Source organism: Demequina sp. B12, assembly GCF_028823635.1.
Lineage (GTDB): Bacteria > Actinomycetota > Actinomycetes > Actinomycetales > Demequinaceae > Demequina.
In genome coordinates this window covers 505,473-530,887 of record NZ_JAPEHU010000001.1, presented here as the reverse complement: position 1 = coordinate 530,887, position 25,415 = coordinate 505,473, and the positions used below count along the sequence as shown (strand labels likewise).

At 65.6% G+C, this 25,415-nt stretch carries 23 protein-coding genes, 2 tRNA genes, 1 other RNA gene and 1 riboswitch; of the genes, 18 read left to right on the top strand and 8 right to left on the bottom strand.

All coding sequences use genetic code 11. From position 1 onward, the window contains the following. Positions 1 to 26 precede the first annotated feature (26 nt). From ON058_RS02605 to ON058_RS02590, 4 genes are all read left to right on the top strand, one after another. Positions 27 to 383 carry a DsrE family protein gene (locus ON058_RS02605; protein ID WP_274667469.1) on the top strand — a complete coding sequence of 119 codons (357 nt, stop codon included), beginning with the start codon at positions 27 to 29 and terminating at the stop codon, positions 381 to 383. 196 nt (positions 384 to 579) lie between these two features. Continuing rightward, a riboswitch (TPP riboswitch) is annotated at positions 580 to 720 on the top strand. A 20-nt stretch (positions 721 to 740) separates the two neighbouring features. Beyond that, positions 741 to 1,835 carry a thiamine ABC transporter substrate binding subunit gene (locus ON058_RS02600; protein WP_274667468.1) on the top strand — a complete coding sequence of 365 codons (1,095 nt, stop codon included), beginning with the start codon at positions 741 to 743 and terminating at the stop codon, positions 1,833 to 1,835. Positions 1,836 to 1,868: 33 nt separating this feature from the next. Then, positions 1,869 to 3,512: an iron ABC transporter permease gene (locus tag ON058_RS02595; RefSeq protein ID WP_274667467.1), complete on the top strand. Its 1,644-nt coding sequence runs from the start codon at positions 1,869 to 1,871 to the stop codon at positions 3,510 to 3,512. After that, positions 3,509 to 4,162, top strand: a complete 654-nt coding sequence (locus ON058_RS02590) for an ABC transporter ATP-binding protein (RefSeq protein ID WP_274667466.1) — start codon at positions 3,509 to 3,511, stop codon at positions 4,160 to 4,162. The genes ON058_RS02595 and ON058_RS02590 overlap by 4 nt, the downstream gene beginning before the upstream one ends. 122 nt (positions 4,163 to 4,284) lie before the next feature. Here the strand turns inward: ON058_RS02590 and ON058_RS02585 are convergent, their stop codons facing one another. After that, positions 4,285 to 4,770: a rhodanese-like domain-containing protein gene (locus tag ON058_RS02585; RefSeq protein WP_274667465.1), complete on the bottom strand. Its 486-nt coding sequence runs from the start codon at positions 4,768 to 4,770 to the stop codon at positions 4,285 to 4,287. A 291-nt stretch (positions 4,771 to 5,061) separates the two neighbouring features. Between ON058_RS02585 and dnaK the strand changes: the two genes are divergently transcribed. From dnaK to ON058_RS02565, 4 genes are all read left to right on the top strand, one after another. Further along, the gene (gene dnaK, locus ON058_RS02580) at positions 5,062 to 6,924 is read left to right on the top strand and encodes a molecular chaperone DnaK (RefSeq protein WP_274667464.1); all 1,863 of its coding nucleotides are present in this window, start codon (positions 5,062 to 5,064) and stop codon (positions 6,922 to 6,924) included. A 70-nt stretch (positions 6,925 to 6,994) separates the two neighbouring features. Further along, positions 6,995 to 7,561, top strand: a complete 567-nt coding sequence (gene grpE, locus ON058_RS02575; RefSeq protein WP_274667463.1) for a nucleotide exchange factor GrpE — start codon at positions 6,995 to 6,997, stop codon at positions 7,559 to 7,561. 29 nt (positions 7,562 to 7,590) lie between these two features. After that, a complete protein-coding gene (locus tag ON058_RS02570; protein ID WP_274667462.1) occupies positions 7,591 to 8,541 on the top strand; it encodes a DnaJ C-terminal domain-containing protein in 951 nt (316 codons plus the stop codon). Between the two features lie 33 nt (positions 8,542 to 8,574). Further along, complete coding sequence (locus ON058_RS02565) at positions 8,575 to 8,988, top strand: heat shock protein transcriptional repressor HspR (RefSeq protein ID WP_274667461.1); 414 nt, start codon at positions 8,575 to 8,577, stop codon at positions 8,986 to 8,988. A gap of 103 nt (positions 8,989 to 9,091) precedes the next feature. Here ON058_RS02565 and ON058_RS02560 read toward each other — a convergent pair whose 3' ends face one another. After that, entirely contained in the window at positions 9,092 to 9,856 is a 765-nt protein-coding gene (locus ON058_RS02560; protein ID WP_274667460.1) for a hypothetical protein, read from the bottom strand. 171 nt (positions 9,857 to 10,027) lie between these two features. On the opposite strand from ON058_RS02560, the gene ON058_RS02555 reads away from it, so the two are divergent. Continuing rightward, on the top strand, positions 10,028 to 13,015 hold the full coding sequence (locus tag ON058_RS02555; protein ID WP_274667459.1) for a sigma-70 family RNA polymerase sigma factor: 2,988 nt from the start codon (positions 10,028 to 10,030) through the stop codon (positions 13,013 to 13,015). 24 nt (positions 13,016 to 13,039) lie between these two features. On the opposite strand, the gene ON058_RS02550 is transcribed toward ON058_RS02555, so the two are convergent. The 3 genes from ON058_RS02550 to ON058_RS02540 all read right to left on the bottom strand — a co-directional run bounded on the left by ON058_RS02550 (position 13,040) and on the right by ON058_RS02540 (position 15,837). Next, positions 13,040 to 13,642, bottom strand: a complete 603-nt coding sequence (locus tag ON058_RS02550; RefSeq protein ID WP_274667458.1) for a DJ-1/PfpI family protein — start codon at positions 13,640 to 13,642, stop codon at positions 13,040 to 13,042. A gap of 38 nt (positions 13,643 to 13,680) precedes the next feature. Then, complete coding sequence (locus ON058_RS02545; protein WP_274667457.1) at positions 13,681 to 14,976, bottom strand: multidrug effflux MFS transporter; 1,296 nt, start codon at positions 14,974 to 14,976, stop codon at positions 13,681 to 13,683. A gap of 174 nt (positions 14,977 to 15,150) precedes the next feature. After that, on the bottom strand, positions 15,151 to 15,837 hold the full coding sequence (locus ON058_RS02540; protein WP_274667456.1) for a helix-turn-helix domain-containing protein: 687 nt from the start codon (positions 15,835 to 15,837) through the stop codon (positions 15,151 to 15,153). A 94-nt stretch (positions 15,838 to 15,931) separates the two neighbouring features. Here ON058_RS02540 and ON058_RS02535 point away from each other — a divergent pair, with 94 nt between their 5' ends. Then, positions 15,932 to 16,561, top strand: a complete 630-nt coding sequence (locus ON058_RS02535) for a maleylpyruvate isomerase family mycothiol-dependent enzyme (RefSeq protein WP_274667455.1) — start codon at positions 15,932 to 15,934, stop codon at positions 16,559 to 16,561. Here the strand turns inward: ON058_RS02535 and upp are convergent. Beyond that, positions 16,558 to 17,199: a uracil phosphoribosyltransferase gene (upp, locus tag ON058_RS02530; RefSeq protein WP_274667454.1), complete on the bottom strand. Its 642-nt coding sequence runs from the start codon at positions 17,197 to 17,199 to the stop codon at positions 16,558 to 16,560. The genes ON058_RS02535 and upp overlap by 4 nt on opposite strands. 105 nt (positions 17,200 to 17,304) lie before the next feature. On the opposite strand from upp, the gene ON058_RS02525 reads away from it, so the two are divergent. The 3 genes from ON058_RS02525 to ON058_RS02515 all read left to right on the top strand — a co-directional run bounded on the left by ON058_RS02525 (position 17,305) and on the right by ON058_RS02515 (position 18,955). Next, on the top strand, positions 17,305 to 17,736 hold the full coding sequence (locus ON058_RS02525; RefSeq protein ID WP_274667453.1) for a nucleoside deaminase: 432 nt from the start codon (positions 17,305 to 17,307) through the stop codon (positions 17,734 to 17,736). After that, a complete protein-coding gene (locus ON058_RS02520) occupies positions 17,737 to 18,834 on the top strand; it encodes an FUSC family protein (protein WP_274667452.1) in 1,098 nt (365 codons plus the stop codon). Between the two features lie 33 nt (positions 18,835 to 18,867). Next, positions 18,868 to 18,955: transfer RNA gene (locus ON058_RS02515), tRNA-Ser, on the top strand. 156 nt (positions 18,956 to 19,111) lie between these two features. Here ON058_RS02515 and ON058_RS02510 read toward each other — a convergent pair. Together ON058_RS02510 and ON058_RS02505 are read right to left on the bottom strand one after the other, a co-directional pair. After that, positions 19,112 to 19,813, bottom strand: a complete 702-nt coding sequence (locus ON058_RS02510; protein WP_274667451.1) for a LytR C-terminal domain-containing protein — start codon at positions 19,811 to 19,813, stop codon at positions 19,112 to 19,114. A gap of 38 nt (positions 19,814 to 19,851) precedes the next feature. Continuing rightward, positions 19,852 to 19,941 (bottom strand) — tRNA-Ser (locus ON058_RS02505). An 82-nt stretch (positions 19,942 to 20,023) separates the two neighbouring features. Here ON058_RS02505 and ffs point away from each other — a divergent pair. From ffs to recR, 5 genes are all read left to right on the top strand, one after another. Beyond that, positions 20,024 to 20,120: signal recognition particle sRNA small type (gene ffs / locus ON058_RS02500), an RNA gene on the top strand. Between the two features lie 430 nt (positions 20,121 to 20,550). After that, positions 20,551 to 21,582 (top strand): alcohol dehydrogenase AdhP, encoded by a 1,032-nt coding sequence (gene adhP / locus ON058_RS02495; protein WP_274667450.1) that lies wholly within the window; start codon positions 20,551 to 20,553, stop codon positions 21,580 to 21,582. Between the two features lie 139 nt (positions 21,583 to 21,721). Then, positions 21,722 to 23,896: a DNA polymerase III subunit gamma and tau gene (locus tag ON058_RS02490; protein WP_274667449.1), complete on the top strand. Its 2,175-nt coding sequence runs from the start codon at positions 21,722 to 21,724 to the stop codon at positions 23,894 to 23,896. Positions 23,897 to 23,931: 35 nt separating this feature from the next. Continuing rightward, complete coding sequence (locus ON058_RS02485; protein ID WP_274667448.1) at positions 23,932 to 24,555, top strand: TetR/AcrR family transcriptional regulator; 624 nt, start codon at positions 23,932 to 23,934, stop codon at positions 24,553 to 24,555. Positions 24,556 to 24,649: 94 nt separating this feature from the next. After that, the gene (gene recR / locus ON058_RS02480) at positions 24,650 to 25,246 is read left to right on the top strand and encodes a recombination mediator RecR (protein WP_274667447.1); all 597 of its coding nucleotides are present in this window, start codon (positions 24,650 to 24,652) and stop codon (positions 25,244 to 25,246) included. Positions 25,247 to 25,415 lie beyond the last annotated feature (169 nt).

Here is a 25,415-nt window from a genome sequence, read left to right as displayed (position 1 = left end):
GTATGTTTACCAACGAGAGGACCATCATGGCCACCAACAAGATCGCCGTCGTCATCTACGAACCCGTCTCCGGAGACCTGTCCCGCGTCTACCGCGGCCTCAAAGTCGCCGCCGAGTTCAAGGGAGCCGGAGACGACGTAGCCGTCGTGTTCGACGGATCAGGCGTCGAGTCCCTCGCCGCCGTCAGCGCGAACGACCACATGCTCAACGGCCTCCTCGAGTCCCTGCGCGACAACGTCCGTGGCGCGTGCTCCTTCTGCGCCGGCAGCCACAACGTCAAGGAAGAGATCGCCCAGGCAGGCTGGGACCTGCGCGCCGAAGCAGCAGGTGAGGTCAGCATCCGCGAACTCGCCAACGAAGGCCGCCAGATCATCAACTTCTAGGCCACAGTCGTGGCATGGCAGCGCCGACGCTGAGGGGCGCACCGCTGCCATGCCGCACCCCGCTCACGGTGCGTGGAGGCAGGCCCGACCAACCCCGGATCGCCATTCCCGCTCGCTTCAGCGCACCGTGAGTCCCCACCCCGCACGGCACCACCAAGCCCTGTCAGACCACGCCACGCATGGGCGCTATGCTGACCGGACACGACAGGGGAGCGCTTTGCGTGCCGGATGCCAGTGAGCACGGGCCGCAAGTAAGAGCGCTGAGAGTGCGGAACCGCCGCAGACCCTCGAACCTGATCCGGGTGATTCCGGCGTAGGGAGTCGAGTCTCGTCCCCTCCTTTCATTGGGAGGCACCCATGCGCATCATGCGCACCGCGGCTTTTGCAGCCGCCACCATCGCCACCGTGACCCTCGCTGCGTGCACGAGCGACGCAGACGCAGAGCCCACGAACTCGGCGACACCCACGACCAGCCCCACCACCTCCGCGCAGGGCTTTGCCGGCCAGTCGGTGACGCTCGTGACCCACGATTCCTTCAACGTTCCCGAAGAGGTCCTGGCGTCGTTTGAAGAAGAGACCGGCCTGACGGTCGAGTTCGCTGCCCCGGGAGATGCGGGCAGCTTGGTCAACCAGCTCATCCTCACCAAGGACGCCCCGCTGGGTGACGTGGTGTTTGGCGTGGACAACACGTTCGCGTCGCGCGCCGTGGCAGAGGGCGTGTTCGCGGACTACACCTCGAGCGTGCCCGCAGCTGCGGATGCCGACCAGTACGCGGTGCCCGGCTCAGAAGGCCTGACGGCAATCGACTACTCGGACGTCTGCCTCAACTACGACCTCGCCACGTTCGCAGGCGACGACCCTGCACTGCCGTCAGACCTGGGCGCCCTCACCGGTGCCGATTACGCGGACATGCTGTCCGTGTCGAACCCCGCGACATCCTCCCCCGGCCTGGCCTTCCTGCTGGCCACCATCGCCGAGTTTGGCGACGAGTGGGAAACCTACTGGCAGGACCTCGCGGACAACGGTCTGCGCGTAACGGCTTCCTGGTCGGACACGTACTACACGGACTTCGCGGCCCCCAACTACGGTGGCGACTACCCGATCGTGCTGTCCTACGCATCGTCCCCTCCGTTTGAGGTCGTGGACAGCGAGCCCACCACGGCCGCCATGCTGAACACCTGCTTCCGTCAGGTCGAGTACGCAGGCGTGTTGGAAGGCGCCGAGAACCCCGAGGCCGCGCAGGCCGTGATCGACTGGATGCTGTCGGACGAGTTCCAGGCCGCCATCCCCGAAAACATGTACGTCTACCCCGTGTCCCAGCAGGTGGAGATTCCCGCCGAGTGGGCCGAGTACGCACCCCTGTCGGACGCCCCGCTGACGCTGGACCCGCAGGAAATCTCAGACAACCGCGACGAGTGGATCGACACCTGGACGTCGATCTTGCTCGGCTAACGTTCGCTCGTTAGCGCGTTAGGACGCCGGGGAATGCCAGTCGGTCGCCGCCTCACACGCCACCTCACTTGGTGGGGTTTGGCTGCGGTGCCGTTGGTGTTCCTCGGCGTTTTCTTTGTGTGGCCGCTCCTGACTGTGCTGATTCGTGGCCTGTGGGACGGCGGGTTTGACTGGGCTGGCACGTGGGCTGTGGTCGTCGACTCGCGGACGGCCGATGCCCTGGTCACCACCGCACTTCTGGCGTCGTTGGGTACGGCCGGGTCCTTGGCGTTGGGCATCCCTGGCGCTTACGTCTTGTATCGCTTGCGTTGGCGCGGTCAGGCCACTGTGCGGGGTATCGCTGCGGTCCCGTTTGTGCTGCCCACCATTGTGGTGGCGACGGCGTTCACGGCTCTGTTGGGGCGGTCGGGCCCGCTGGCATTCTTGGGTTGGGATCAGTCCGTGTGGGCTATTGCGCTCGCCATGGTGTTCTACAACACGGCTGTGGTGATGCGCATCGTGGGTGGGACGTGGGCGTCGCTTGACCCCCGGACGGCCGATGCTGCCCGCACCCTGGGAGCCAACCGTCGCCAAGCCTGGTGGCACGTGACGGTGCCTGCGCTGATGCCTGCCGTGGCATCGGCCGCTTCCGTCGTGTTCTTGTTTTGCGCCACCTCCTTTGGGGTGGTGTTGGTGATGGGTGGCACGCGGATCAACACCATCGAGACGGAGATCTGGCTGCAAGTCAACCAGTACTTGGATATGCGCGCTGCGGCGGTGCTGTCGGTCATCCAGCTGGCGTTTGTGGTGGGGATCTTGGCGGTTTCCGCGTGGGCGCGGCGGCGGCGCGAACGGGTGTTGGGGACTCGCACGGTGGACGGCACGCGTCCGGCGACGGTGCGGGACTTGCGGGTGATGGTGCCGGTGCTGACGGTGCTGGGACTGCTGATGGCGGCACCGCTGTTTTCGTTGGTGGAGCGCTCACTGCGCATTCCGGGCGGGCACGGCATCGACCACTATGTGGCGCTGTTCACTGACCCGCCGCGCTCTGTGCTGCCGGTGAGCGTGTGGCAGGCCACCATGAACTCCCTGGTCACTGCGGTGATCGCGGCGGGGATTGCGACGGCGTTGGGGCTGATCGTGGCGGCGTTGAACGCTGCCCGCGGCCGGCGCGCCGCCACCTTGGATGCGCTCGTCATGATGCCGTTGGGGGTCAGTTCTGTGGTGGTGGGTTTGGGCATGTTGCTCACCCTCAACAGGTCCGTGGTGGGTTTTGATTTGCGCGGTTCGTGGTGGCTGGTGGCGTTCGCTCAAGCGGTGGTGGCGTTGCCGCTGGTGGTGAGGACGCTGATTCCGCAGGCGCGGGCGATTGATCCGCGCATGCGGTCTGCCGCATCCACGCTGGGCGCGCGTCCGTGGCGGGTGTGGGCCAGCGTGGATTGGCCGCTGCTGCGCCGGCCGTTTGGTTTGGCGTTGGGTTTCGCGTTCGCGATCTCGTTGGGCGAGTTTGGTGCCACCTCATTCTTGGCTAGGCCCGACAGGCCCACGCTTCCCACCGCGATCTTCCGCCTTTTGGGCCGGCCTGGCCTTGAGAACATGGGCATGGCATTTGCGGCCGCCGTGCTGTTGGCATTCCTGACCGCAGGAATCATGATGACGTCAGAACGTATGCGCACCACCGTGGGAGGCGACCTATGACCGGCCTCAGTGTTGAGGATCTTTCCGTCACCTATGGCGGACGCCGGCCCGTGGAGGCGGTGCGCTCAGTGTCGTTGGAGGTTGCAGCCGGGGAGACCGTTGCCCTGCTGGGGCCTTCCGGCTGTGGCAAGTCATCGCTGCTAAGCGCTGTGGTGGGCATCATTTCACCGGCTGGCGGTCGGGTGTTGTGGGAGGGGGCCGATGTCACTCACACGCCCGTACACAAGCGCGGCTTTGGCATGGTGTTCCAGGACGGCCAACTGTTCCCACACCGGACGGTTGCCCGGAATGTTGGCTTTGGGTTGGAGATGGCGGGCCTGGACCGTGGTGCACGTGCTGAGCGCGTTGCGGAGCTGCTGGAGTTGGTGGGGCTTGAAGGTCTGGGTGAGCGGCCGGTCACGGAGTTGTCAGGCGGTCAACGCCAACGTGTGGCACTAGCCCGCTCCCTTGCTCCGCGCCCACGTCTGCTTGCTCTCGACGAACCCCTGTCTGCGCTCGACGCAGAACTACGCGGCCGCCTCGCCGTTGACGTGCGCGACATCCTCACCGCATCAGGCACCACCGCGCTGGTAGTGACCCACGACCCGGCCGAGGCCGAGGTCATGGCCTCCCGCGTGCTGCGCATGCGCGACGGGGAACTGGTGCCCTAGGGGTCAGCGGCCGGGGGGGGCACCGGCGTGTGGGCTGTTCTTGCTTTGGCGAGAATAAGGCTCCCGACATGCCAAGCGCCCGCAGTCGCGACCGCCGGCAAACCCCACCGCACGCCAGCGTGCTAGCAGTCGCAGGCGATGCGCACTCCAGCCACGGCGACAGGCGCGGTCAACGGGTCCGGCTCCCGCGTCATGTCCTCCGTCACGTCGTGCCCGTGGGCGTCCGCCGCCACAGCATCGGCCGGCATGCCCTCCCGCGCCCAATACTCGAAGCCCCCGATCATCTCCTTCACCTCGTAGCCCAGTTCCGAGATGATCAGCCCCGCGCGGGTAGCGCCGTTGCAGCCCGGCCCCCAGCAATAGACCACGAATCGAGTCCCTGCGGGGTACTCAGGAATGCGGGCAGGCATGTCCGGCTTGGGGATATGCACCGCGCCGCGGGCGTGACCCTGACGCCACGCACGGTCGTCACGAGTATCGACCAACACGAAGTCCGCACTGCCGTCCGCGAGCGCCGCCGCAACATCCGAGGGATCGGTCTCGAAGGCGAGCTTGGCGCGGAAGTGGGCCGCAGCATCGGCGATGGAGGGCGTGGGAACCGTAGTCATGAGATCAACGTAGAACTCAGGGTGTGACGCGCGCTACAGCCACTCCCCCGCGAAGTGGCTCCATTCCGCTGTCTAGCAGCCCCAAAACAACGAGATAGAGCCATTCCGCGAAGAGGGGAGGCAGGGGCGGCGAGAGAAAGTTGAGCAGAGTTCACTCAACTTTGGCAATCTCGGCTTGACATCCACCCAAGCGCGCGCATACTTGAGTGTAGGCGGCTCAACTCCGTGAGAGCCGGCAAGAACTCGAGGCGCAACCCGCACAGGAGCGCCCCATCTCTGAAGGAGGAACGCATGACGCGTGCAGTTGGAATTGACTTGGGAACCACGAACTCCGTGGTGACCGTTCTTGAGGGTGGCGAGCCCACCGTCATCGCGAACGCTGAGGGTGCACGCACCACCCCGTCCGTGGTCGCATTCTCGAAGACCGGTGAAGTTCTGGTGGGCGAGATCGCCAAGCGCCAGGCAGTCACCAACGTGGACCGCACCATCACCTCGGTGAAGCGCCACATGGGCACCGACTGGTCGCAGGAAATCGACGACAAGAAGTACACCGCGCAGGAAATCTCCGCGCGCATCCTGGGCAAGCTCAAGCGTGACGCCGAGGAGTACCTGGGTGAGAAGGTGACGGAAGCCGTCATCACCGTCCCCGCCTACTTCAACGACGCTGAGCGCCAGTCCACCAAGGACGCCGGTGAGATCGCTGGCCTCAAGGTCCAGCGCATCGTCAACGAGCCCACCGCCGCGGCCCTCGCCTACGGTCTGGACAAGGGCAAGGAAGACGAACTCATCCTGGTGTTCGACCTCGGTGGCGGTACGTTCGACGTCTCGCTGCTGGAAGTCGGCAAGGATGAAGACGACTTCTCCACCATTCAGGTGCGCGCCACCGCCGGTGACAACCGCCTGGGCGGCGACGACTGGGACCAGCGCATCGTTGACCACCTCATCAAGGAAGTCAAGAACACTGAAGGCGTGGACCTGTCCAAGGACAAGGCTGCCGTTCAGCGTCTGCGTGAAGCTTCGGAGCAGGCCAAGAAGGAACTGTCCTCCGCGACCAGCACCAACATTTCGCTGCAGTACCTGAGCATCGGCGAGAACGGCCCTGTCCACCTGGACACCCGCCTCACCCGCGCACAGTTCCAGCAGATGACGCAGGACCTCATCGAGCGCACCAAGGCTCCCTTCCACCAGGTCATCAAGGACGCGGGCATCAAGCTGTCGGAGATCGACCACGTGGTTCTCGTGGGCGGTTCGACCCGCATGCCTGCCGTCACCGAAGTGGTGAAGGAACTGACCGGCGGCCAGGAGCCCAACAAGGGCGTCAACCCTGACGAGGTCGTGGCTGTGGGCGCCGCCCTGCAGGCCGGTGTGATCTCCGGTGAGCGCAAGGACGTCCTGCTCATCGACGTAACCCCCTTGAGCCTCGGCATCGAGACCAAGGGTGGCGTGATGACGTCGCTGATCGAGCGCAACACTGCGATCCCCACCAAGTCCTCGGAGGTCTTCTCGACCGCTGAAGACAACCAGCCTTCTGTGCTGGTGCAGGTGTACCAGGGTGAGCGCCAGTTCGCTCGTGACAACAAGCTGCTCGGCACCTTCGAGCTCGGTGGCATTGCCCCCGCGCCTCGCGGTGTGCCCCAGATTGAGGTCACGTTCGACATCGACGCCAACGGCATCGTGCACGTCAACGCGAAGGACCGTGGAACCGGCAAGGAGCAGTCCATCACTGTCACCGGTGGTTCGGCGCTGAGCAAGGACGACATCGAGCGCATGGTCAAGGACGCCGAGGAGCACGAGGCTGAGGACAAGGCTCGCCGTGAGGAGCAGGAGACCCGCAACAATGCGGAGACCTTCGCATACTCGACGGAGAAGATCCTGTCCGAAAACGAGGACAAGGTTCCTGCCGAGGTTGCTGAGGACGTCAAGGCCGCTATCGCTGAGGTGAAGACCGCACTGGAAGGTGACGACACCGAAGCAGTGAAGACCGCTCACGACACTCTGGTCGAGAAGGCTCAGAAGATCGGCGAGGCCGTCTACGCAGCACAGCAGGCCGAGGCCGCTGATGGTGCCGAGGGCGCCCCCGCAGACGACACCGCGTCGCAGGACGACGACGTGGTGGACGCTGAGATCGTCGACGACGAGAACGACAAGAAGTAGCGATACCGCTCACGCGGGCGGCGGGACGATGCTCCTGCCGCCCGCTGCGGTCGCTCACGGAAGGCGTGACATGACTGACACCACCCCCACCCCCGACGACAACGGCGACAACCAGGACGCCTTGTCTGAAGCCGAAGCGATCCTCAACGAGGAAGCGGCCCGCGCGCAGGCGGAAACCCAAAGCGAAGCCGATGCGTTCGACAGCGACCTCGCCGCGGCAGAAGCCAAGGCCGCAGAGCACTTCGCGGACCTGCAGCGCCTGCAAGCCGAGTTTGTGAACTACCGCAAGCGCGTGGACCGTGACCGCGAGGCGATGGGCGAACAAGCCACCGCCAAGGTCATCGAGTCACTGATCCCCGTCTTGGACGACGTTCTGAAGGCCCGCGAACACGGTGACCTCGAAGACGGTCCGTTCGCGTCCATCGCAGTCAAGCTTGAAGACGCGCTGGGCCGTTTGGGCTGGTCGAGCTTTGGCGCCGAAGGCGACGAGTTCGACCCCAACGTCCACGAGGCCCTGACCTCGCAGGCCTCCGCAGACGTCTCCGTTCCCACCGTGCAGCTGGTAGCGCAGCCGGGCCACCGCATCGGCGACCGCGTAGTGCGTCCTGCTCGCGTCATCGTTGCGCAACCCGAATAACACCCAGGCAGCACCGAAAGGAGGCGCTCATGTCTAGTCAGGATTGGTTCACCAAGGACTTCTACTCCACTTTGGGCGTCTCCAAGGACGCCTCAGCCGATGAGGTGAAGAAGTCTTACCGTCGGCTTGCCCGCGACCTGCACCCGGACCGCAACCCGGGGGACGCTGCCGCAGAGCAGCGCTTCAAGGAAGTGGGCGAGGCGTACGGGGTCTTGTCCGATGCTGAGCAGCGCAAGCAGTACGACGCCATCCGCGCGATGGGTGGTGGCGGTCCTCGATTCCAGGCGGGCGGCGCTGGCGGCGCGGGCTTTGAAGACGTGTTCTCCAGCATGTTCTCCGGTGGTCCCGGCAGCGGTCAGCAATACCGCGCACAGGGCTTTGAGGATGTCTTGGCCAACATGTTCGGCGGTGGCGGCTTCCAGCGCGGACCTCAAAAGGGAGCCGATGTTGCGGCCGCCACTGAGGTGACGTTCCGTCAGGCTGCGCTGGGCGACACCATCTCGTTGCGTACGTCCACGGGCACCGTGAAGACACGCCTTCCCGTGGGAGTGGCTAGCGGTAAGAAGATCCGCATTGCCGGCAAGGGCCGTGCGGGAATGAACGGCGGTCCCGCTGGCGACCTGATTCTGACCGTGCATGTCGCGAAGCATCCGGTGTTCACCATGGACGGCAAGAACCTGCGCATCTCGCTGCCGGTCACGTTTGACGAGGCCGCGCTGGGCGCGACCGTTGAGGTGCCCACGTTGGAAGGCGACCGCGTCAAGGTCAAGGTTCCCGAGGGCACGACGTCCGGCACCACGCTGCGCGTCAAGGGCCGCGGCCTGCAACCCAAGTCTGGTCCCGGTGATCTTCTGGTGACGGTCCAGGTGGATGTGCCAAAGAAGCTCACCCGCAAAGCGAAGGAAGCGCTGCAGGCGTTCGCCCTGGCATCGGCCAAACACGAACCCCGCTCGCGCCTGTACGACGACGCAGCTAAGTAGCCGTAATCTCGCCTTAAGGGAAGGAGGCCAACGATGGAGCAGCCCGACGTTGACGAGCCGGTCTTCCTGATCTCTGCCGCCGCAGAGTTGGCTGGCATGCATGCGCAGACGTTGCGCCAATACGACCGCCTAGGTTTGGTTGTCCCCCGCCGGCGTGCTGGCGGCGGCCGCCGTTACTCGCTGCGGGACGTTGCGGTGCTGCGCGAGATCCAGCGCATGAGCCAGGACGAAGGCATCAACCTCGCCGGCATTGCCCGCATCCTCACTCTTCAGAAGAAGGTGGAGCGGCTGGAGGCTGAGGTGGAGAAGATGCGCCCCAAGGCCGATGTTGGCTCCCGCGTGTTCACTACCGGCCCTACCGGACACGTGGTGATTGTGGAGCGCGGAAGGCGCGCCAGCCGCGACGAAGGCCGCTCGTTGGTGGTGTGGCGCGGGCTGCAGCAGTAGGCGCAGGCCTAGGCGGCGACCATGTCTTGCGCCGGGGTCAAGAGTTGAGGGGTTGGTACCGCCCTCAGCTCGGTACCAACCCCTCGTCCCCCTGTGAGTCCCCTCAACGTTGCAATGACTCCACCAGTTCGGTGGCGTACGCGTGTGTGCCGGGAAGGGATTCGATCCACACACGCGGGGGTTGACGCATCAGGTTGTCGACTCGCATGGCGACGGCACGCTCGGACACGTGGTCTCGAAGCGCGGCGATGCCGGAGCCCAGCGAATCGTCGCGGGTGACGAGCACGGCGTAAAGACCTTCACCCAGGCGGGCCATGGGGTGGCCTTGCCCGTAAGCACTGCGGAGCGCTTCGCCGATGGCGGCGTTGCGTGCCATGCGCTGCCAAGGGTCGGAGTCTTCGACGGATACGTCGATCATCACGAGCGCGTGGCTGTGGCCCACGGCGCTTCCGCTACGAGCAGCGGCCCCGTACGCCTCTGCGAGGCGTTGCACCAAGTATTCGGGCGTACCCAGGCCGGATTCGGCATCGGTCATGGTCGGTACGGCGGAAGCGTCCGGGGTGCCCTCGGTCCATCCTTGGCATAGCGACCGGACGGAACGAATGGGAGCGGACTCGTAACCGGCGGCGCGGAAGAGCACTCCCATGTCGTCGATCGCTTCAGTAATGCCGACCCCTGCTGCGGACCGGGCCTGCCCTAGACGGTAGGCCGCGGGTGCGGTGTCGAGGCGAGCTTCAAGTGCTTCGACGAGCGCTTCTGCTGCCGGCGTGTACCAGTCTCCGGGCCGCAACCAGACCGATTGCACGCTCGAACGCTCCCATTCACGCAGCAGTGCTGCGGTGGGGGCGGCGGCTCCGACCTGGTTCATGACTGATGAGAGTGGCGTCCATCCTGGCTATGACGCGCTTTTGTCAGAATTTTTTGTTCGGTATGTCTAGAACGAAGTGTGACCAATTGCGCACCAAGCGCCTTGCTTTCGCGCGTGCAGGCCGGAAGCATAGACCTCAAACTATGTGCACGGTGGGAGGACCAGAGCACCATGAGTTCCGAGGCGATCGCGCTGTGGAAGGAAACGTCCAGCGATCCTGAGCTGATCGCAGGCGTACGCGCCGGCGATCCGGCTGCCTTTGGCGTGCTCTACGAACGGCACGTGGGTGCGGCGCGGAAGGTTGCCGCCCAGTACACGAACTCCCCTTCCGACGTTGACGACGTCGTGTCCGAGTCGTTCTCTCGCGTGCTGCGTGCATTGCAACAGGGTGACGGTCCAGACCTGGCGTTCCGCGCATACCTCTTTACGATCGTGCGCCGCACGGGTTTGGATGTCATCAACAAGGGCATCCGGACTAAGCCGCGTGACGACATGTCGCCATACGAGTCTGCGCTGGGTTTCGAGGCTTCCTCAGATGAGCCGGCACTCGAGGGTTTCGAGAAGTCCATGGTGGCCGATGCTTTCCGTTCCCTCCCTGAACGGTGGCAGGCAGTGCTGTGGTACACCGAGGTCGAAAAGAAGGCCCCTAAGGAGATCGCTCCCCTGCTGGGGTTGAGCGCCAATGGTGTAGCCGCGTTGGCCTACCGTGCGCGTGAAGCTCTGCGTCAGGCGTACTTGCAGCAGCACCTTGCCACCTCCGATGAGGTGGACTGCATGGAGGCCAACTCGCAACTGGGTTCCTATGTGCGGGGTGGCCTGTCGAAGCGTGAGCACACTCGCATCGACGCCCACGTCAAGAGCTGTGGCCGTTGCACTGCCTTGGTGGTGGAACTGGAAGATGTGAACCGCGGCATGCGCGCCGTGATCGCGCCGCTCTTTTTGGGCGCTGTGGGCGTGGGTGCGCTTGAGGGCGGGTTGCCGATCGGTGGTGCGTTTGGTCCTGAGGGTCTCGCGGCCGCGGGTGGTGCTGGAGGTGCGGGCGCGGCGGGCGCTGGCGCGGCCGGTGCGGGCGGAGCCTCCGGGGCTGCGGGCATCATTGGCGGGCTCAGTGTTGCGGGCATTACCGGCACCCTGACGCAGTTGGCGATGCCCGCTGCCGCCGTCGTGGGGGCTGCGAGTTTGGTGTTGGGTGGGGTGACGCTACTGACGAACTCCACGAGCACCGCGGACGACCCCACCGGACCGATCGCGGAACGTGCAGGCGAACCTGTCGATGCGTTCGGCAAGAACCTTGCCGACGGCACCCAGGACACAGAAGGGGCCGATGCTGGCACCTCTGTGGACCCGACGGCACCGGAGGACGAGGGCAACGCAGGCGCCGAAGACGAGGCAGTCCTTGCGGCAGGTGAGGGCGGTACCGCTTCTGTGGGCGGCTCCGATGTTGCCCTGGTGGCTGCGAGCGGCGCCACTGGCGACGGCGCGGCTGCAGTGGATGCCGACAGCGACGTGTCCGAGGTCAGCACCGATCCCACCACTCCCGATGCCGGTGACTCTTCTGCCGATGGCAGCACGGGCGGATCTTCAGGCGGTTCAACCGGGGGCAGCACTGGTGGATCCACAGGTGGCGGCACTGGCACCACTGACCCCACGACGCCGACAGATCCCACGACTCCCACCGACCCCGAGCCTCGCCCTGACCCGGACCCCACCACAGACCCGGGCGACCCCTCGGAACCGACGGGGACCTTGCGCATCGGCCGGTCAGCCTTGGGCGTCTTGGAGATCTCGCGGTCGGAGCCGCAGATCAGTATGGCCGTGGCCAATGACTCGGCTACCGCGGTGCCCGATGTCACGGCGACCATCGCGTTGCCGGCCGGGCTGACGTTCGCTCTTCCGGGCGGTGTTGGTGGGCTTGAAGCGGGCAACGTGGAGGCGTTGACGCGCCACGTCTCGGCCAATGCCGGCACTAGCTTCGATGTGGAGTCGTGGCAGTGCTCGCTGTCCGCGGACTCCCAGGTCCTCACCTGCGAAACCGCCGAAGTGGGTGCCGGACAGGAAGCAACCCTGGACTTGGGTATTGCGCTCGCCGTGGACACGCTCGCGGACGACGCGACCACGACCTTCACAGTCTCCGCAGGAGAGATCACGGACACCTACACGGTGCGCACCGGCGTCGTCGCGACCGACGATGACTTGGGCGATGGCTATGAAGGCCAGGGCGGACTGGGCGTCAAGCAGTTCGGCGCGCCGCTCCTGGGTTGCGCTCCCGCGGCGGCCCCTGCCGCGGACTGCTCGCGAGCCATGGGCAATGGCCTCCTGCCCGATTCCGCACTGCGCAAGGACAACAACTTCTTTGGCGACCGCATGGTCGAGCTCACGGAAGAGGACTGGCAGCGTAACGGCGCCACTACACAGGTCGAGATCCCTGCGGGAGCCGTGGTCACGCACGCGACACTCGAGTGGTCTGCCAACCGTCATACCCGGGACAACGGCGGCGGCGGCATGACCGATGCGTGGAGCGGCAATCTCAGTTCGGCACTGCTACGCGTTCCTGGCGGAGACTTCATGCCGGTGTTGAACTCGGAACTGCACATCCTTTCTAAGGACGGACGCGAGTACTACCTCAGCCGTGCAGATGTCACGGACTTGGTGAAGGACGCCGGAGCGGGCGCCTACTCGCTCGCGGACATCGCGACCGCGGCTGGCCGCGGCGACGATGACCCCACGTATTACGCGGGCTTCACACTGACGGTGGTGTACGAGCACGAGGACATCCCGGCTGGATCGTCCGTGAAGCTGTTGGAAGGCCCCCACTGGGTCTCCAGCAGTGCACCCGCCACCCGCACGTTCGAGACCGCAACTGACGCCGATGTGGCGTTGTCCTGGACGGCATTCGAGACGGACTACGGCACGCGTGGAGACCAGGTCACGATCGACGGTTCTCCCGTGATCCCCCTCCGTGGCTCCACGGAAGGTGCCGTGGACGACGCTGGCGATTCGTTCGCCACCGGATCGATGTTCGCAAACTCGCTCGGAACGGATGCGAAGCCGTTCAAGCCGGTGGCGGTTGATGCGGGCGTTCACCAGATCACGGTGTCGACCAACGGCGACAACTTCTTTGTGGGCACCTTCGCGGTGACCATCACCCCTGAGGGCTAGCCGCTCAGGGGCGTGGCGCCGTCGTTAGCGCTGCGGGTCCTCGCTCCAGTCCATATCGAGTTGGCGTGCCGTCGCGTGAGCCAAGTCAGCATCGGCCAGCCGCGCCACCAGGTGTAGCGCCATGTGCATGCCGGACGTCAACCCACCGCTGGTGACGACGTCACCGGCGTCCACCCAGCGCACCCCCGCGACGGACTCGGAGACGTTCTCCTCTCCCAGTGCCAGCACGTCCTCCCAATGGGTGGTCGCAGCCAGGCCTTCGAGGACTCCCGCGCGGGCCAGCAGGAACGATCCGGTACACACTGACGACGCGAGATCGCTGGCCCCCACGAGCGCCGCGACGGTGTCACGGAGTTCGACGTCCTTCATGGCGCCTTCAATGTCAATGGTGCCCGGGACCACGACGGCGTCGACAGAGGTCGTGGCGGCATCGGCCAGCCCGGTCAGTGTCATGCCGCCGTATGCGGTGGCGTCGCGACCGCCGGGGCTCACCAACACCACCTCAAACGGCGCAGGCAACCCAGCCCGTTCGCGTAGGCGTGACGCCGTGAGGAAAACCTCGTAGGGACCGCCGGCGTCGATCAGATCAAACGTGTCAAAGACCAGGATTCCGATGCGTAGGGACATGAGCCCACGCTAGCGGGTGCGTCAGACGGTGGCGGTGGTTAGACGATGACTGCGTTCGTGGTGCGCGGACGCACCACCACCCACAGCGCCACGTGAGCAACCGCGAGCGCCAGAATCATCACGATCGCCATGGACATCGCGGACATGCCGAGCACACCGATGAGCGGCGTCACTGCGCCGGCGACGATGTTGTTGCTTGCGCCAATCAGCGACGCGGCCGTACCTGCCTCTGCTCCGTGGCCGTTGAGCGCCATGACTTGCACGGCAGGCATCACAAGTCCCAGTGGCGGCACCAGGAACAGCAGCGGAACAATCACGCCCACGAGCCCGGCACCCAGGAGCGAGCACACGGCAAGCGCGACAGCTCCGGAGGACATGAGGATGACGCCGATGGTGGCGACGGTCCGGGGCGCGAACCGACGCATGAGGCGGCTTCCCACCTGGACGCACACGATCTGTCCGGCTGCGTTGAGACCGAACACGAAGCCGTACTGCTGTGCGGTGAGTCCGTACTGGTCCTGCAAGACGAACGAGGACGACGACAGGTAGGCGAACAGCGCGGTGAACCCCATGGCGCCCACGACTGCGATTCCCACGAACACGCCGTCCGTGAGCAGGTGGCGGTAGCGGCGGCCCACCTCGCTCAGGCTGAGTCTTCCGCGGACATGCTTGGGGCGCGTTTCGTGCAGCACAAACTTGGAGATGGCGAGCATGAGGACGCCGTAGCAAGCCAGGACGACGAAGATTTCTCTCCAGTCCACGACGCGCAGCAGCTGGGATCCGATGACGGGCGCGATCACCGGCGCAACGCCCGTGACGAGTGCCATGTTGGCGAGCATGCGGATCAGGGCTTGGCCGTGGAACATGTCGCGCACCATCGCCATGGCGACCACGGCTCCACCAGCAGCGCCGATGCCTTGGAACACGCGAGCGACCATGACGGCTTCGACGGTGGGGGCCACGACGATCGCGAGGGAGGCGACGATGTGCACCGTGGTGGCGATCAGTAGCGGCTTCTTGCGTCCGACGGCATCCGACAGTGGGCCCACGATGAGCTGCCCCAGACCAAAACCGATCATGGTCGCGGTGAGGGTCATCTGGATCGCGGCGTCGCTAGCCTGGAGGTCCGCGGCGACGGTGGGGAATGCCGGGAGGTACAGGTCAACGGTGAAGGGGCCGAGCGCGATGAGCGCACCGAGGATCAGTACGTATGCCAGCCGGCGCTTGCCTGAGATGGCAGGCGCTTCAGCACCGCCGGGGTGCGGGGGCACAACGACGGTGGTGGGGTCGGTGGGGACGTTCGTCGCGTGAGAGACGTCGGTGCGGGCAGACAAAAAAGGCACACTCTTTCGAGCTTGAGGGGTGACATCAATGGCGTGCGCGGGCGGAGTCGCGGCGCGTGTCGGGGACTCTCACACCAACGCAGGTAGATCCAGTGTATTCCCTACCAGTCGGTAAAAATACCTTGGTGAAGTGTTGGCCAATCGATGGTGGTCGGCCACAACGAACTACTCGGAGCCCACCTCAAGACGCGTCCCGAGAAGCACAGTCTCCGCAGCATCGGCCCGCCCCACGACCCGGGTGCCAGGCCGGCTCTCCACAGGTGCGCCGCCGATGACGCAGGCTTTCCACTCGGCAGTTGTCGCGTGAATCTCCGCATCGACGGGACCGGGTTCCGCTTCCCGCTCCACCGTCGTTCCCTCCGCTGAGACGGTGGCGAGATAGGTCACGGCAGGGGCGTCCACGAGGCGGGAATCCTCGAGGGTCAGCGCCACCCGCACAGGCCCGTCAACGGACGCGACCGGTCGCGCATGCGCACGCATGGCCAGCACCAGCGTGTCTGGGCTCATGTCCGCGTCCCACGGCAGGTTCGGTGACTCCACCGCCCAGGCCGACAACGCCGCATTGACCGCCTCGAGCCGTGCACCCCACGGCGTGAGGCCGTAGACGTCGACACGGGCGGGGGCCGGCAGGGTGCGGCGTTCAACAATGCCGCGTTCTTCCAGTTCCCGGAGGCGCTGCGACAACACCGTAGGGCTCAGACCCAGAATGTCGCGCTCGAGTTCCGCAAACCGTTTGGGGCCAAGCAGAAGCTCGCGCACCACCAGCAAGGTCCACCGTTCACCGATGAGGTCCAGCGCGTGTGCGGACGCGCAACCGTCGTTGTAGGAACCGTAGGTACGCCGGGAGGCCATGCGGCGATCGTACTCCGATCAGCTCTTGACGCCCAGTAGCAACTCCGCTTACCGTAGCGATTACTACTAAAAGTTAAGTTACGGGGTAAACAGGATGTACTTGCGCAAGTCAGAGGTCTGGGAACTCGTCCACGCCGAACGCCACCACCTGATCGACGACCTCACCGACCTCCCGCGCGACGCCTGGGAAACCCCCACCGCGTGCCGCAACTGGACAGTCCACGACGTCCTCGCCCACCAACTCGACACTGCCGCCACCGGAAAGTGGGCATTCATCTGGAGCATGATGCGAGCCAAGGGCGACTTCGACCAGACCAACATCGACGGCATCCAACGGTGCAAACGCGACGACCCCCACGACACCCTCGCCGACTACCAAGCAATCGCGCACTACCGGCGCATCCCCACCGCACACCGCGCCACCCGACTCGTCGAGGTCTACCTCCACGGCGAAGACATCCGCAGGCCGCTAGGCATCACCGGGTCCTACCCCGCGGAAGGCGTGCACGACGCACTGACCTACCAACTCCGCACCCCCACCTGGTTCGGTGGCGGACGTGAGCGGGCCGCGGGCTACCGACTCATCGACTCTGCGACCGGCGCCGCATGGGGCGAAGGAATCGAGGTCACCGGAGCGGCCATCGACCTGTTCCTCGCCGTCTCCGGCCGGCCCGTCAGCGCAGAACTCCTGGACGGCCCGGGGGCCGCTCAGCTGGTGGGCTAATCGCCAATCACGCCGTACAGGCGGTCACCCGCGTCACCCAAGCCAGGAACGATGTATCCCTGCTCGTTGAGCTTCTCGTCCACCTGCGCCACCACCACGGTGACATCCGCACGGTCGCCCACAGCGTCCTGCACGTTCTGGATGCCCTCAGGTGCGGCAAGCAGGCACACGCACGTCACATCGGTTGCGCCGCGCTGCAGCACATAGTCGATGGCCATGATGAGCGAACCACCCGTCGCGAGCATCGGGTCAATGAGGAACACCTGACGGCCCGTCAGGTCGTCCGGCAGACGGTTCGCATACGTGACGGCCTCCAGGGTTTCCTCGTCACGCTTCAACCCCAAGAAGCCCACCTCGGCGCTGGGGATCAGGCGCTGCATACCGTCGAGCATGCCCAGACCTGCACGCAGAATCGGCACAATGATCGGCGCCGGGTCCGCGATCTTCGTGCCCGTCGCCGTGGTCAACGGCGTCTCCACCTCATGCGCATCCACCCGCACATGACGCGTCGCCTCATACGCAAGCAGCGTCACCAGCTCATCAACGAGCAGGCGGAACGTGGGGGACGGGGTGCGCTTGTCCCGCAACACCGTGACTTTGTGGCGAATGAGCGGGTGATCAGCAACGTGCAGTTCCATGGCACCACGGTACCTTTGCCAGCGCCCCAGGGGCGGCGACGCCGGTCCCAGGTGTGCAGCATTTCACGCCGGTAACCTGGTCACGTGAGTGTGTGGGAAGGGCCGATGCGCGCAGCACTAACGCTTGCGGCCGGCGCGATAGCGACAGGGGACGTGCCCGTGGGCGCCGTTGTTGTCGCACCCGACGGCACCATCGTGGGCGAAGGGCGCAACGAACGCGAAGCCCACGGTGACCCCACCGCCCACGCCGAGGTTCGCGCCCTCCAAGCCGCAGCATCGGCCCTAGGTCGCTGGCGCCTCGACGACTGCACCCTGGTGGTCACCCTCGAACCCTGCCTCATGTGTGCAGGAGCTGCACTTGCTGCACGTATCCCCCGCATCGTCCTGGGCGCATGGGATGACAAAGCCGGCGCCACTGGAAGTCAATGGGACGTGGTGCGTGACGCCCGCATCGGCTCCAAAGTGGAAGTGGTGTCCGGCGTCCTCGCCGACGAATCCGCGCAACTCCTCCGCGACTTCTTCGAGGCACGACGCTAAATGGCCGAGGACCCTTCACGGCGCAAAGCCTGGCGCGGAGGCGTGAAACGCGCCGTCATCAGCCTGGGCACCGTGACTCCCGCGCAACAGCCACGCTGGCCCATCGCGCTGCAAGCCGCCATCGTCATGACCCTCCCCGTGCTGGTGGGCATCGCATTCGACCGTCTGGACCTGGGCCTGATCGCCGCCACAGGCGCCTTCACCGTTCCCTACTTTGCTGCATTGCCCCGTTTGGAACGCCTCCGACTGCGCCCCATCGCGGGGCTCGTGCTGGTCGCTACGAGCGCCTGCGGCGCACTGCTCGGCCCCTACCCCGCCGCCTTCGCCGCGGGACTGATCGCCGTCACCGTCCTCATCGCTGTCGCAGTCCACGGCTACCGCCTAGGCCCGCCCGGCCCGCTGTTCCCCATCCTCGTCTACGGACTGTCCGGACACGCCGTCGAAGGCGGCATGGCACCGGCCACCCTCATCGGCACCGTCGCCGCAGGCTGCGCCTGGGCCGTGCTCGCCTCGCTCGCACCGCTCATCCGTCGCCAACACTGGCAGATCACCCCCCGCCCCCTCTCCGTCCTGCTCGCCCGGCCCACCTGGGACGCAGGCGCCAAAGAACTCCTCACCCGCACCGTCATCGTCACCGTAGTCGCGACCGTCGTCAGCATGGTGTGGCTCGACGCCGACCGCGCCTACTGGGCCGTCGCCGCAGGAGTCGTGGTGGTGGGCGTCGTCCCCGGCCGCGGCCTAGCCGTGACGCGCGGACTTCACCGCACCGTCGGCACCGTCCTAGGAGTGGGCGTGTACTTGGGCATCGTGCACCTGGACCCCGCACCCGTCCTACTCGCCCTCACGCTGGGCGCACTCCAGTTCATCACCGAAGCCACCATCACCCGCCACTACGCCATCGCGGTCACCGCCGTCACTCCCATGGCACTCGTCATTGTCAGCGCAGGCTCCGGAACGTTCGGTGACTCCGCCATCACCAGCGAACGACTCGTCGACACCTTCCTTGGCGCAAGCCTCGCAGTCGCCACCGCGCTCATCCATCCCGCAGCAGCCCCCGACGACACTCACCGACTAGGACCGCCTCACTCCGCCGATTAGGTTTCAGGCTGAACAGCCGGTAATCTTTTCCGCGGTGACGTGTCCGAGCGGCCGAAGGTGCAGCACTCGAAATGCTGTGTACGGTAACCCCGTACCGTGGGTTCAAATCCCACCGTCACCGCGCTGAAGCGACAAGCCCGGCTCCTGTAGAGGAGCCGGGCTTTCGTGTTTCTTGAGGCGCTGCGTCCTGGCAGTCATCTGGCGTCACTTTGGGCCCACATGTGGCACTCAAGTACTGCCAGCATGGGAGGTGCGGGAGCCGGGGGAAGCGAGCGTGTTACTCGTCGCCACCTTCGGAGGGCTCGGCGGAAGGCTCGGGGCTTGCGGTGGCCAGCGGGTTCGCAGGCAAGTCGCCGGGCGCAAGCTGGGGTTCGACGACATCCACGGGCAGGCAGGCCTCGCCTGCGGCAAGCGCAACGTCCGGGTCAAGCTCAGGGGCCAGCGCGGAACGCAGACCAGGCGTCTCGACATACTCAGCACCCAGGATCAGATCCAGAGTGATGTCGGAGCGGCTGTCCAGCGTGAGTTCCACGTTGTCGAACTGCAGCGCGAGCGTGTACGCGTGGACAACGCCCTGGCTGCCGAACAGGATCTCCACGTTGCCGTCGTACGAACGCGACCAGTTCTGCGCGCCGCTGACCACGAATCCGCGGCTTTCCAAGGCTGTTGCGGTGGTTCCCGCGAGGCCTTGGGCGTCAGTGGCATTGTCGACTCGCACGACGACTTCCTCTGCGGGAAGTGGCGTGGTGTTGCTGGGCGGGCACACCAAAGTGGTGTCGGCTTCGAACTCGCCAGCAGGGGTGTGAATCGCGGCCTTGAAGGGGCCCGAGGCATTGCCGTTGTAGATCGCAAGCGAAGCAATGGTCAGGGCTGTCAGCACAATGATCAGCACACCGAAGACCACGAGCTGGCGTTCACGGCGGCGGCGACGCGTCACCGAGCCGCGCGTTGTCGCGTGGGGCTGGTGTGCGTCAGTCACGTATTCCACTCCTGGGGCAGGATGCGTCTGGGACGTCTTGGCGGAGGATAGGGGATTCGAACCCCTGAGGGCTTTAACACCCAACACGCTTTCCAAGCGTGCGCACTAGGCCACTATGCGAATCCTCCAGGCGCAGAAATGTTACCCGAGCATTGGCAGAACTCCTAACCGGGCAGATTTTGCCCTGTGGCCAAGGCCGCTACACTTGACGCTGACCCCCCACGTGGCGATACCTCGCCCAACTCCCCCAGGGCAGGAATGCAGCAAGGGTAAGCGGGCTCTGTCGGGTGCGTGGGGGGTCCTTCTATGCCCACTGGCATTCCCTCGCGCGCGCTCTGAATCTGTAGCCCTCCTCGCGCATCGTCCCGCCGCAGCCCTGCGCCCCGCGCCCCGCGCGCCTGCGCCCAGTCGGTTTGACACACACCTGTTGCTGCTGTGAACCGTGTGGCTCACGTGCATCCCCACCTGCAACATCGGCCCCATCCGTCCCAGCCGTGTGCCAAACCGACGCGAAACGACCCCCCACCCGCCACATCGGCCCCATCCGTCCCAGCCGTGTGCCAAACCGACCAGAACCACCCAAAAGCGACCACCTGCCGCCCCAGTGACGACTACAGCCCGGAGTGTGACGGAGGTCTCACCCCACTAGGGACGTTCTTCCCCGTGCAGAGCCCAAATCCCAGGCGTACGTTGGAATTGTTGTCCCCGGAGACGACATAAAAACGAAGGGAAAAATCATGGTCGACACTTTCCGTGCCGCAGTAGTACGGAGCTTCGACGCTCCGCTCGACGTCTCTGAGGTGGAACTTCCCAGTCCCGGACCCTTCGAGGCCCTCGTCAAGGTGAAGTACTCGGGTGTGTGCCACACCGACCTCCACGCCGCTGAAGGCGACTGGCCGGTCAAGCCCACTCCCCCATTCATTCCCGGCCACGAAGGTGTGGGCGAAGTTGTCGCTGTAGGCGACCGCGTTACTCGTGTCAGTGTGGGCGACACCGTCGGCAACGCTTGGCTGTGGAGCGCGTGCGGCGAATGCGAGTTCTGCGAGTCGGGCTGGGAAACCCTGTGCCTGCAGCAGAAGAACGGCGGCTACGCCGTGGACGGCTCGTTCGGTCAGTACATGCTCGTCGATGCGCGCTACTGCCCCATCCTTCCTGACGGCGTGGACCTTGCGGCGGCCGCACCCATCCTGTGCGCTGGCGTCACGGTGTACAAGGGCCTCAAGCAGACCGACACCAAGCCTGGCGACTGGGTCCTGATCTCCGGCATCGGCGGTTTGGGTCACATTGCAGTGCAGTACGCGGTGGCGATGGGCCGTCGTGTGGTGGCAGTGGATGTGGACGATGCCAAGTTGGCTCTCGCTAAGAAGCACGGTGCGGAGGTGGCGATCAACGCTGCCACGACTGCCGATGCTGCTGCCGAGATCCAGGCAGCGACCGGGGGCGGCGTGCACGGTGCGCTGGTCACGGCCGTCAACGGCAAGGCATTCCCTCAGGCAGTGAGCTCGTTGCGTCGCGGTGGCACCGTGTCGCTCGTGGGCTTGCCTCCGGAGCAGTTCCCGCTGGACATTTTCTCTGTGGTGTTGAACGGCTGGACCGTACGCGGATCGATCGTGGGTACGCGCCGCGACATGGAAGAGGCCATTGACTTCTTCGCTCGCGGCAAGGTCTCCCCGACCTATGCGGTGGAACCACTGGACAACATCAACGACATCTTTGCCCGCATGCACGCTGGCAAGATCGACGGCCGGATTGTCATGGACATGGCATAAATCCTGCTTTCTCTCACGAAGGCCGCGCCAGGCTCTCCCTCCTGGCGCGGCCTTCGTGCGTGTAGACCCAGGGTGCAGGTGGACTGGGGGATGTGGAGGGCCGATGCGTGTGTCACCGGGGACAGTTAGGCTCAGTCCCGTGAGCCAAGCCTTGTACCGCCGCTACCGCCCGGACGCGTTCGCTGACGTGGTGGGCCAGGAGCATGTCACTACCCCGCTGATGCAGGCGCTACGCGCCGACAAGGTCAACCATGCGTACTTGTTCTCAGGGCCGCGCGGGTGTGGCAAGACCACCTCTGCACGCATCTTGGCGCGCTGCCTCAACTGCGCGGAGGGGCCTACAGACACTCCGTGCGGCACGTGTGAGTCGTGTGTGGAGTTGGCGCGTGGCGGCTCGGGCTCGGTCGACGTGGTGGAGATTGACGCGGCGTCGCACAACGGTGTTGACGACGCTCGTGAACTGCGAGAGCGGGCGGCATTTGCTCCTGCACGCGACCGCTACAAGATCTTCATCCTGGATGAGGCTCACATGGTCACCACTCAGGGCTTCAATGCCCTCCTGAAACTGGTGGAGGAGCCGCCGCCTCACGTGCGGTTTATCTTTGCGACCACGGAGCCAGACAAGGTCATTGGCACCATTCGGTCCCGTACGCACCACTATCCGTTCCGGCTGGTTCCGCCCAGTGTGCTGACCGAGTACTTGGAGACCTTGTGCCAGGCAGAGGGAGTCAAGGTCGCCGCGGGTGTGCTGCCGCTGGTGGTGCGCGCCGGTAGCGGTTCTGTTCGTGACACGTTGTCCGTCTTGGACCAGTTGATCGCTGGTTCTGACGACACGGGTGTGACGTATGAGCGCGCGATCGCCTTGCTGGGCTTCACGGATGCAACGCTGCTCGACGACGCCATTGATGCGTTGGCAGCAAGCGATGGCGGGTCACTGTTCAACGTGGTGAACCGTGTCATCTCGACGGGTCATGAGCCTCGCCGATTTGTTGAGGACTTGCTGGAGCGAGTCCGGGACTTGCTGGTGTTGGCTGCGGCCGGTTCCGCTGGCGCGGGTGCGCTGGGGGAGGTTCCTGAGGACCAGCTGGAGCGCATGCAGGACCAGAGCCGTCGTCTGGGTTTGGCCCGCGGATCCCGTGCGGGCGACCTCATCAATGAGGCTTTGACGTCCATGGTGGGAGCAACGTCTCCGCGCCTGCATCTTGAGTTGCTGTGCGCTCGCCTCTTGGCAGCGGACGCGGCCCCCGCTTCCACCGCGTATGCCGCCCCTGCAGCAGCAACATCCGCGAGCGCACCCGCGACTCACGCGAGTGGCGCCGCGAGTGCTGCGCCGCAAGACGGCCTGTCCCCCGCCGAACGCGCCAAGGCTGCGGTCGCTGCAGCCCGGCCCAAGCCCGATGCCGCGCCAGCCGGTACAGCACCGTCAGGCGCTGCCCCCTCGACCGCAGCGCCCTCAAGCCCAGCACCGGCTCCGGCTCCAGCCGCACCGGCTGCTGCATCAGCCCCCGCGGCAGACACCCGGCCCCCGGCACCCTGGGACGACCCCGAGGACGACGCCCCCGCAAGCGCTCCGGTCGCATCGCCGCCGCCTTCACAGCCCGCTTCACCGCCTGTTGAGCCGCCCGTGTCGGCCGCCCCATCAGCACCCGCAGCCCCCTCGGCACCGGCGGCAGCAGCACCTGCCGCACCCGCATCGGCTCCTGCATCGGCTCCTGCACCTGCGGCAGGCCAGCAAGCAAACGCGGTTGCCGGTGGCGCCGACGATGCCGAACTGCTGCGCCGCAGGTGGAGCGAAGTGCTCGGAACTCTTGAGCGCCGCCGCGTGACCTGGTCGATGGTGTCGCAAAGCGCCCAAGTAGCGTCCGTCGACAACGGCGTACTGATGCTCGCCTTCGACAACTCTGCGCTCGCGGGCCGGTTCGGCGGCTCTCAGCACGCTGAGAACGTTGCCCTCGCGGTCCGCGAAACCCTGGGCCTCCAGGTGCGTGTGGAAGCCACGACCGGCCCGGTCGCAGCCCCTACTCCACGCCCCACACCATCGAGCGCTCCCGCGGCAGCACCGTCGGCAGGCTACGCCGCGGCTGCTGCGGCTGTTGCCGCGGCTCCATCCACGCCCGCGCCGAGCGCCAGCGCACCGAGCGCGAGCTCCTTTGGCGGATCCGCCCCCGAGCCGGAGGAGCCGCCCTACGACGACTCCGAATACCCGGAAGAAGAAATCATCTCCGAGGACGACGAACGCGCACCCGACGCGCAGCTCTCAGGCGCAGACGTGGTCGCGAAGATGCTCGGCGGCACCATCGTCGAGGATGCCTAGAAGGCCCGTTCTGACCGGCTGGTAAATTAGCGTTCATGTCTGGCGCACATGAATCTGGTGGCGAAAAACCACCCACCAAGTTCGAGTTGCGCCGCGCCAAGACCCGCTCCGACCTGCTGGGGCTGGGCTTCGAACGGTTCCGCATTCGGGGCTACGGGCGCACCACCATCGAAGACATCGTGCGTGACTCCGGCTACACGCGGGGCGCCTTCTACTTTCACTTCGACTCCAAGGAACAGTTCTTCCTTGAGGTCCTGCGCCACCGCAAAGAGATCCGCGGCCGCTGGTGGGAGGTGCTGGACTCCGATGCCGTGACGGACCTGCCCAGCGCACTCATCACCACGTCACAAGAGTTCGACCGAACCGACCCCAATGGCGGCGTATGGACACTGCTCATCGCCGAGTTTGTGAACGAGAACAGCGACAAGCCCGAGTTCGTGGAACCCCTACGGGAACTCTACGGCGAGTGGCTTCATGAACTCGCGATCCTGCCGCGCACCCTGCAAGAACGCGGATGGTGCCGCACGGACCTGCCACCGGAGATCCTTGCTCAGCAGATCCTGTCCATCACGGACGGCTTTGGGTTGGCATACCGGTTGTACGACACGGACGTCTCGGCCTTGTTCGACGCATACGTGCGCATCCTGGAACCGCGCTAGACCGCCCACCAGCCCCACGCATCGGCCCCTCTCACGGCGCCCCACTGTGCGCGTCTGGCCGCAACTGTCTCACCTCACGCCTACGCTTGTCCCCATGTATGACGGCGCAGTGCAGGACCTGATCGACGAGCTTGGCTACCTTCCCGGTGTAGGCCCCAAGAGCGCCCAACGCATCGCTTTCCACCTCCTTGCTGCGGACGCTGCCGATGTGAAGCGTCTGGCCGATGCGATCACCACGGTGAAAGAGAAGGTCCGGTTCTGTGACACGTGCGGCAATGTCGCAGAGTCGGAACAGTGCCGGATTTGCGCCGATCCCCGCCGCCTCGACGACGTGTTGTGCGTGGTGGAAGAGCCCAAAGACGTGGTGGTCATTGAGCGCACACGTGAGTACCGGGGCCGCTATCACGTGCTCGGCGGAGCAATCGATCCGATGTCCGGTGTGGGCCCGGATGACCTCCGGATTCGTGAACTGTTGACGCGCCTGGGTGACGGCACCATCCAAGAAGTGATTATCGCGACGGACCCGAACATTGAGGGTGAGGCGACCGCGACCTATCTGACGCGGATGCTGGTGCCGATGGGAGTGACCGTATCGCGGCTCGCGTCGGGTCTGCCGGTGGGTGGCGACCTGGAGTACGCGGATGAAGTGACGTTGGGCCGTGCGTTTGAGGGCCGCCGCCAGGTGTCCTAACCCGGCCATCCCCGCCCCAGACGCATCGGCCCCAGGCTCCCCCAGCCCAGTCGCTTTGACACAACCATGTGACGGTTGAGGCCTGCGCGCAGGATGTGGCTGTCGCATCGGCCCCAGGCTCCTCATCTGACACACATATGTGTCAAACCGACGGAGCCCGGGGCCGCAA

Bases quoted from the DNA above. Each gene is read 5' to 3' on its own strand.
- ON058_RS02525 (WP_274667453.1), top strand. From the start codon at position 17,305: ATGCGCGCAGCACTAACGCTTGCGGCCGGCGCGATAGCGACAGGGGAC.
- ON058_RS02555 (WP_274667459.1), top strand. From the start codon at position 10,028: ATGAGTTCCGAGGCGATCGCGCTGTGGAAGGAAACGTCCAGCGATCCT.
- ON058_RS02570 (WP_274667462.1), top strand. From the start codon at position 7,591: ATGTCTAGTCAGGATTGGTTCACCAAGGACTTCTACTCCACTTTGGGC.
- ON058_RS02540 (WP_274667456.1), bottom strand. From the start codon at position 15,837: ATGGCCTCCCGGCGTACCTACGGTTCCTACAACGACGGTTGCGCGTCC.
- ON058_RS02550 (WP_274667458.1), bottom strand. From the start codon at position 13,642: ATGTCCCTACGCATCGGAATCCTGGTCTTTGACACGTTTGATCTGATC.
- ON058_RS02585 (WP_274667465.1), bottom strand. From the start codon at position 4,770: ATGACTACGGTTCCCACGCCCTCCATCGCCGATGCTGCGGCCCACTTC.
- ON058_RS02595 (WP_274667467.1), top strand. From the start codon at position 1,869: ATGCCAGTCGGTCGCCGCCTCACACGCCACCTCACTTGGTGGGGTTTG.
- upp (WP_274667454.1), bottom strand. From the start codon at position 17,199: ATGGAACTGCACGTTGCTGATCACCCGCTCATTCGCCACAAAGTCACG.
- ON058_RS02485 (WP_274667448.1), top strand. From the start codon at position 23,932: ATGTCTGGCGCACATGAATCTGGTGGCGAAAAACCACCCACCAAGTTC.
- ON058_RS02520 (WP_274667452.1), top strand. From the start codon at position 17,737: ATGGCCGAGGACCCTTCACGGCGCAAAGCCTGGCGCGGAGGCGTGAAA.
- adhP (WP_274667450.1), top strand. From the start codon at position 20,551: ATGGTCGACACTTTCCGTGCCGCAGTAGTACGGAGCTTCGACGCTCCG.
- grpE (WP_274667463.1), top strand. From the start codon at position 6,995: ATGACTGACACCACCCCCACCCCCGACGACAACGGCGACAACCAGGAC.
- ON058_RS02600 (WP_274667468.1), top strand. From the start codon at position 741: ATGCGCATCATGCGCACCGCGGCTTTTGCAGCCGCCACCATCGCCACC.
- dnaK (WP_274667464.1), top strand. From the start codon at position 5,062: ATGACGCGTGCAGTTGGAATTGACTTGGGAACCACGAACTCCGTGGTG.
- ON058_RS02535 (WP_274667455.1), top strand. From the start codon at position 15,932: ATGTACTTGCGCAAGTCAGAGGTCTGGGAACTCGTCCACGCCGAACGC.
- ON058_RS02565 (WP_274667461.1), top strand. From the start codon at position 8,575: ATGGAGCAGCCCGACGTTGACGAGCCGGTCTTCCTGATCTCTGCCGCC.
- recR (WP_274667447.1), top strand. From the start codon at position 24,650: ATGTATGACGGCGCAGTGCAGGACCTGATCGACGAGCTTGGCTACCTT.
- ON058_RS02605 (WP_274667469.1), top strand. From the start codon at position 27: ATGGCCACCAACAAGATCGCCGTCGTCATCTACGAACCCGTCTCCGGA.
- ON058_RS02590 (WP_274667466.1), top strand. From the start codon at position 3,509: ATGACCGGCCTCAGTGTTGAGGATCTTTCCGTCACCTATGGCGGACGC.
- ON058_RS02560 (WP_274667460.1), bottom strand. From the start codon at position 9,856: ATGAACCAGGTCGGAGCCGCCGCCCCCACCGCAGCACTGCTGCGTGAA.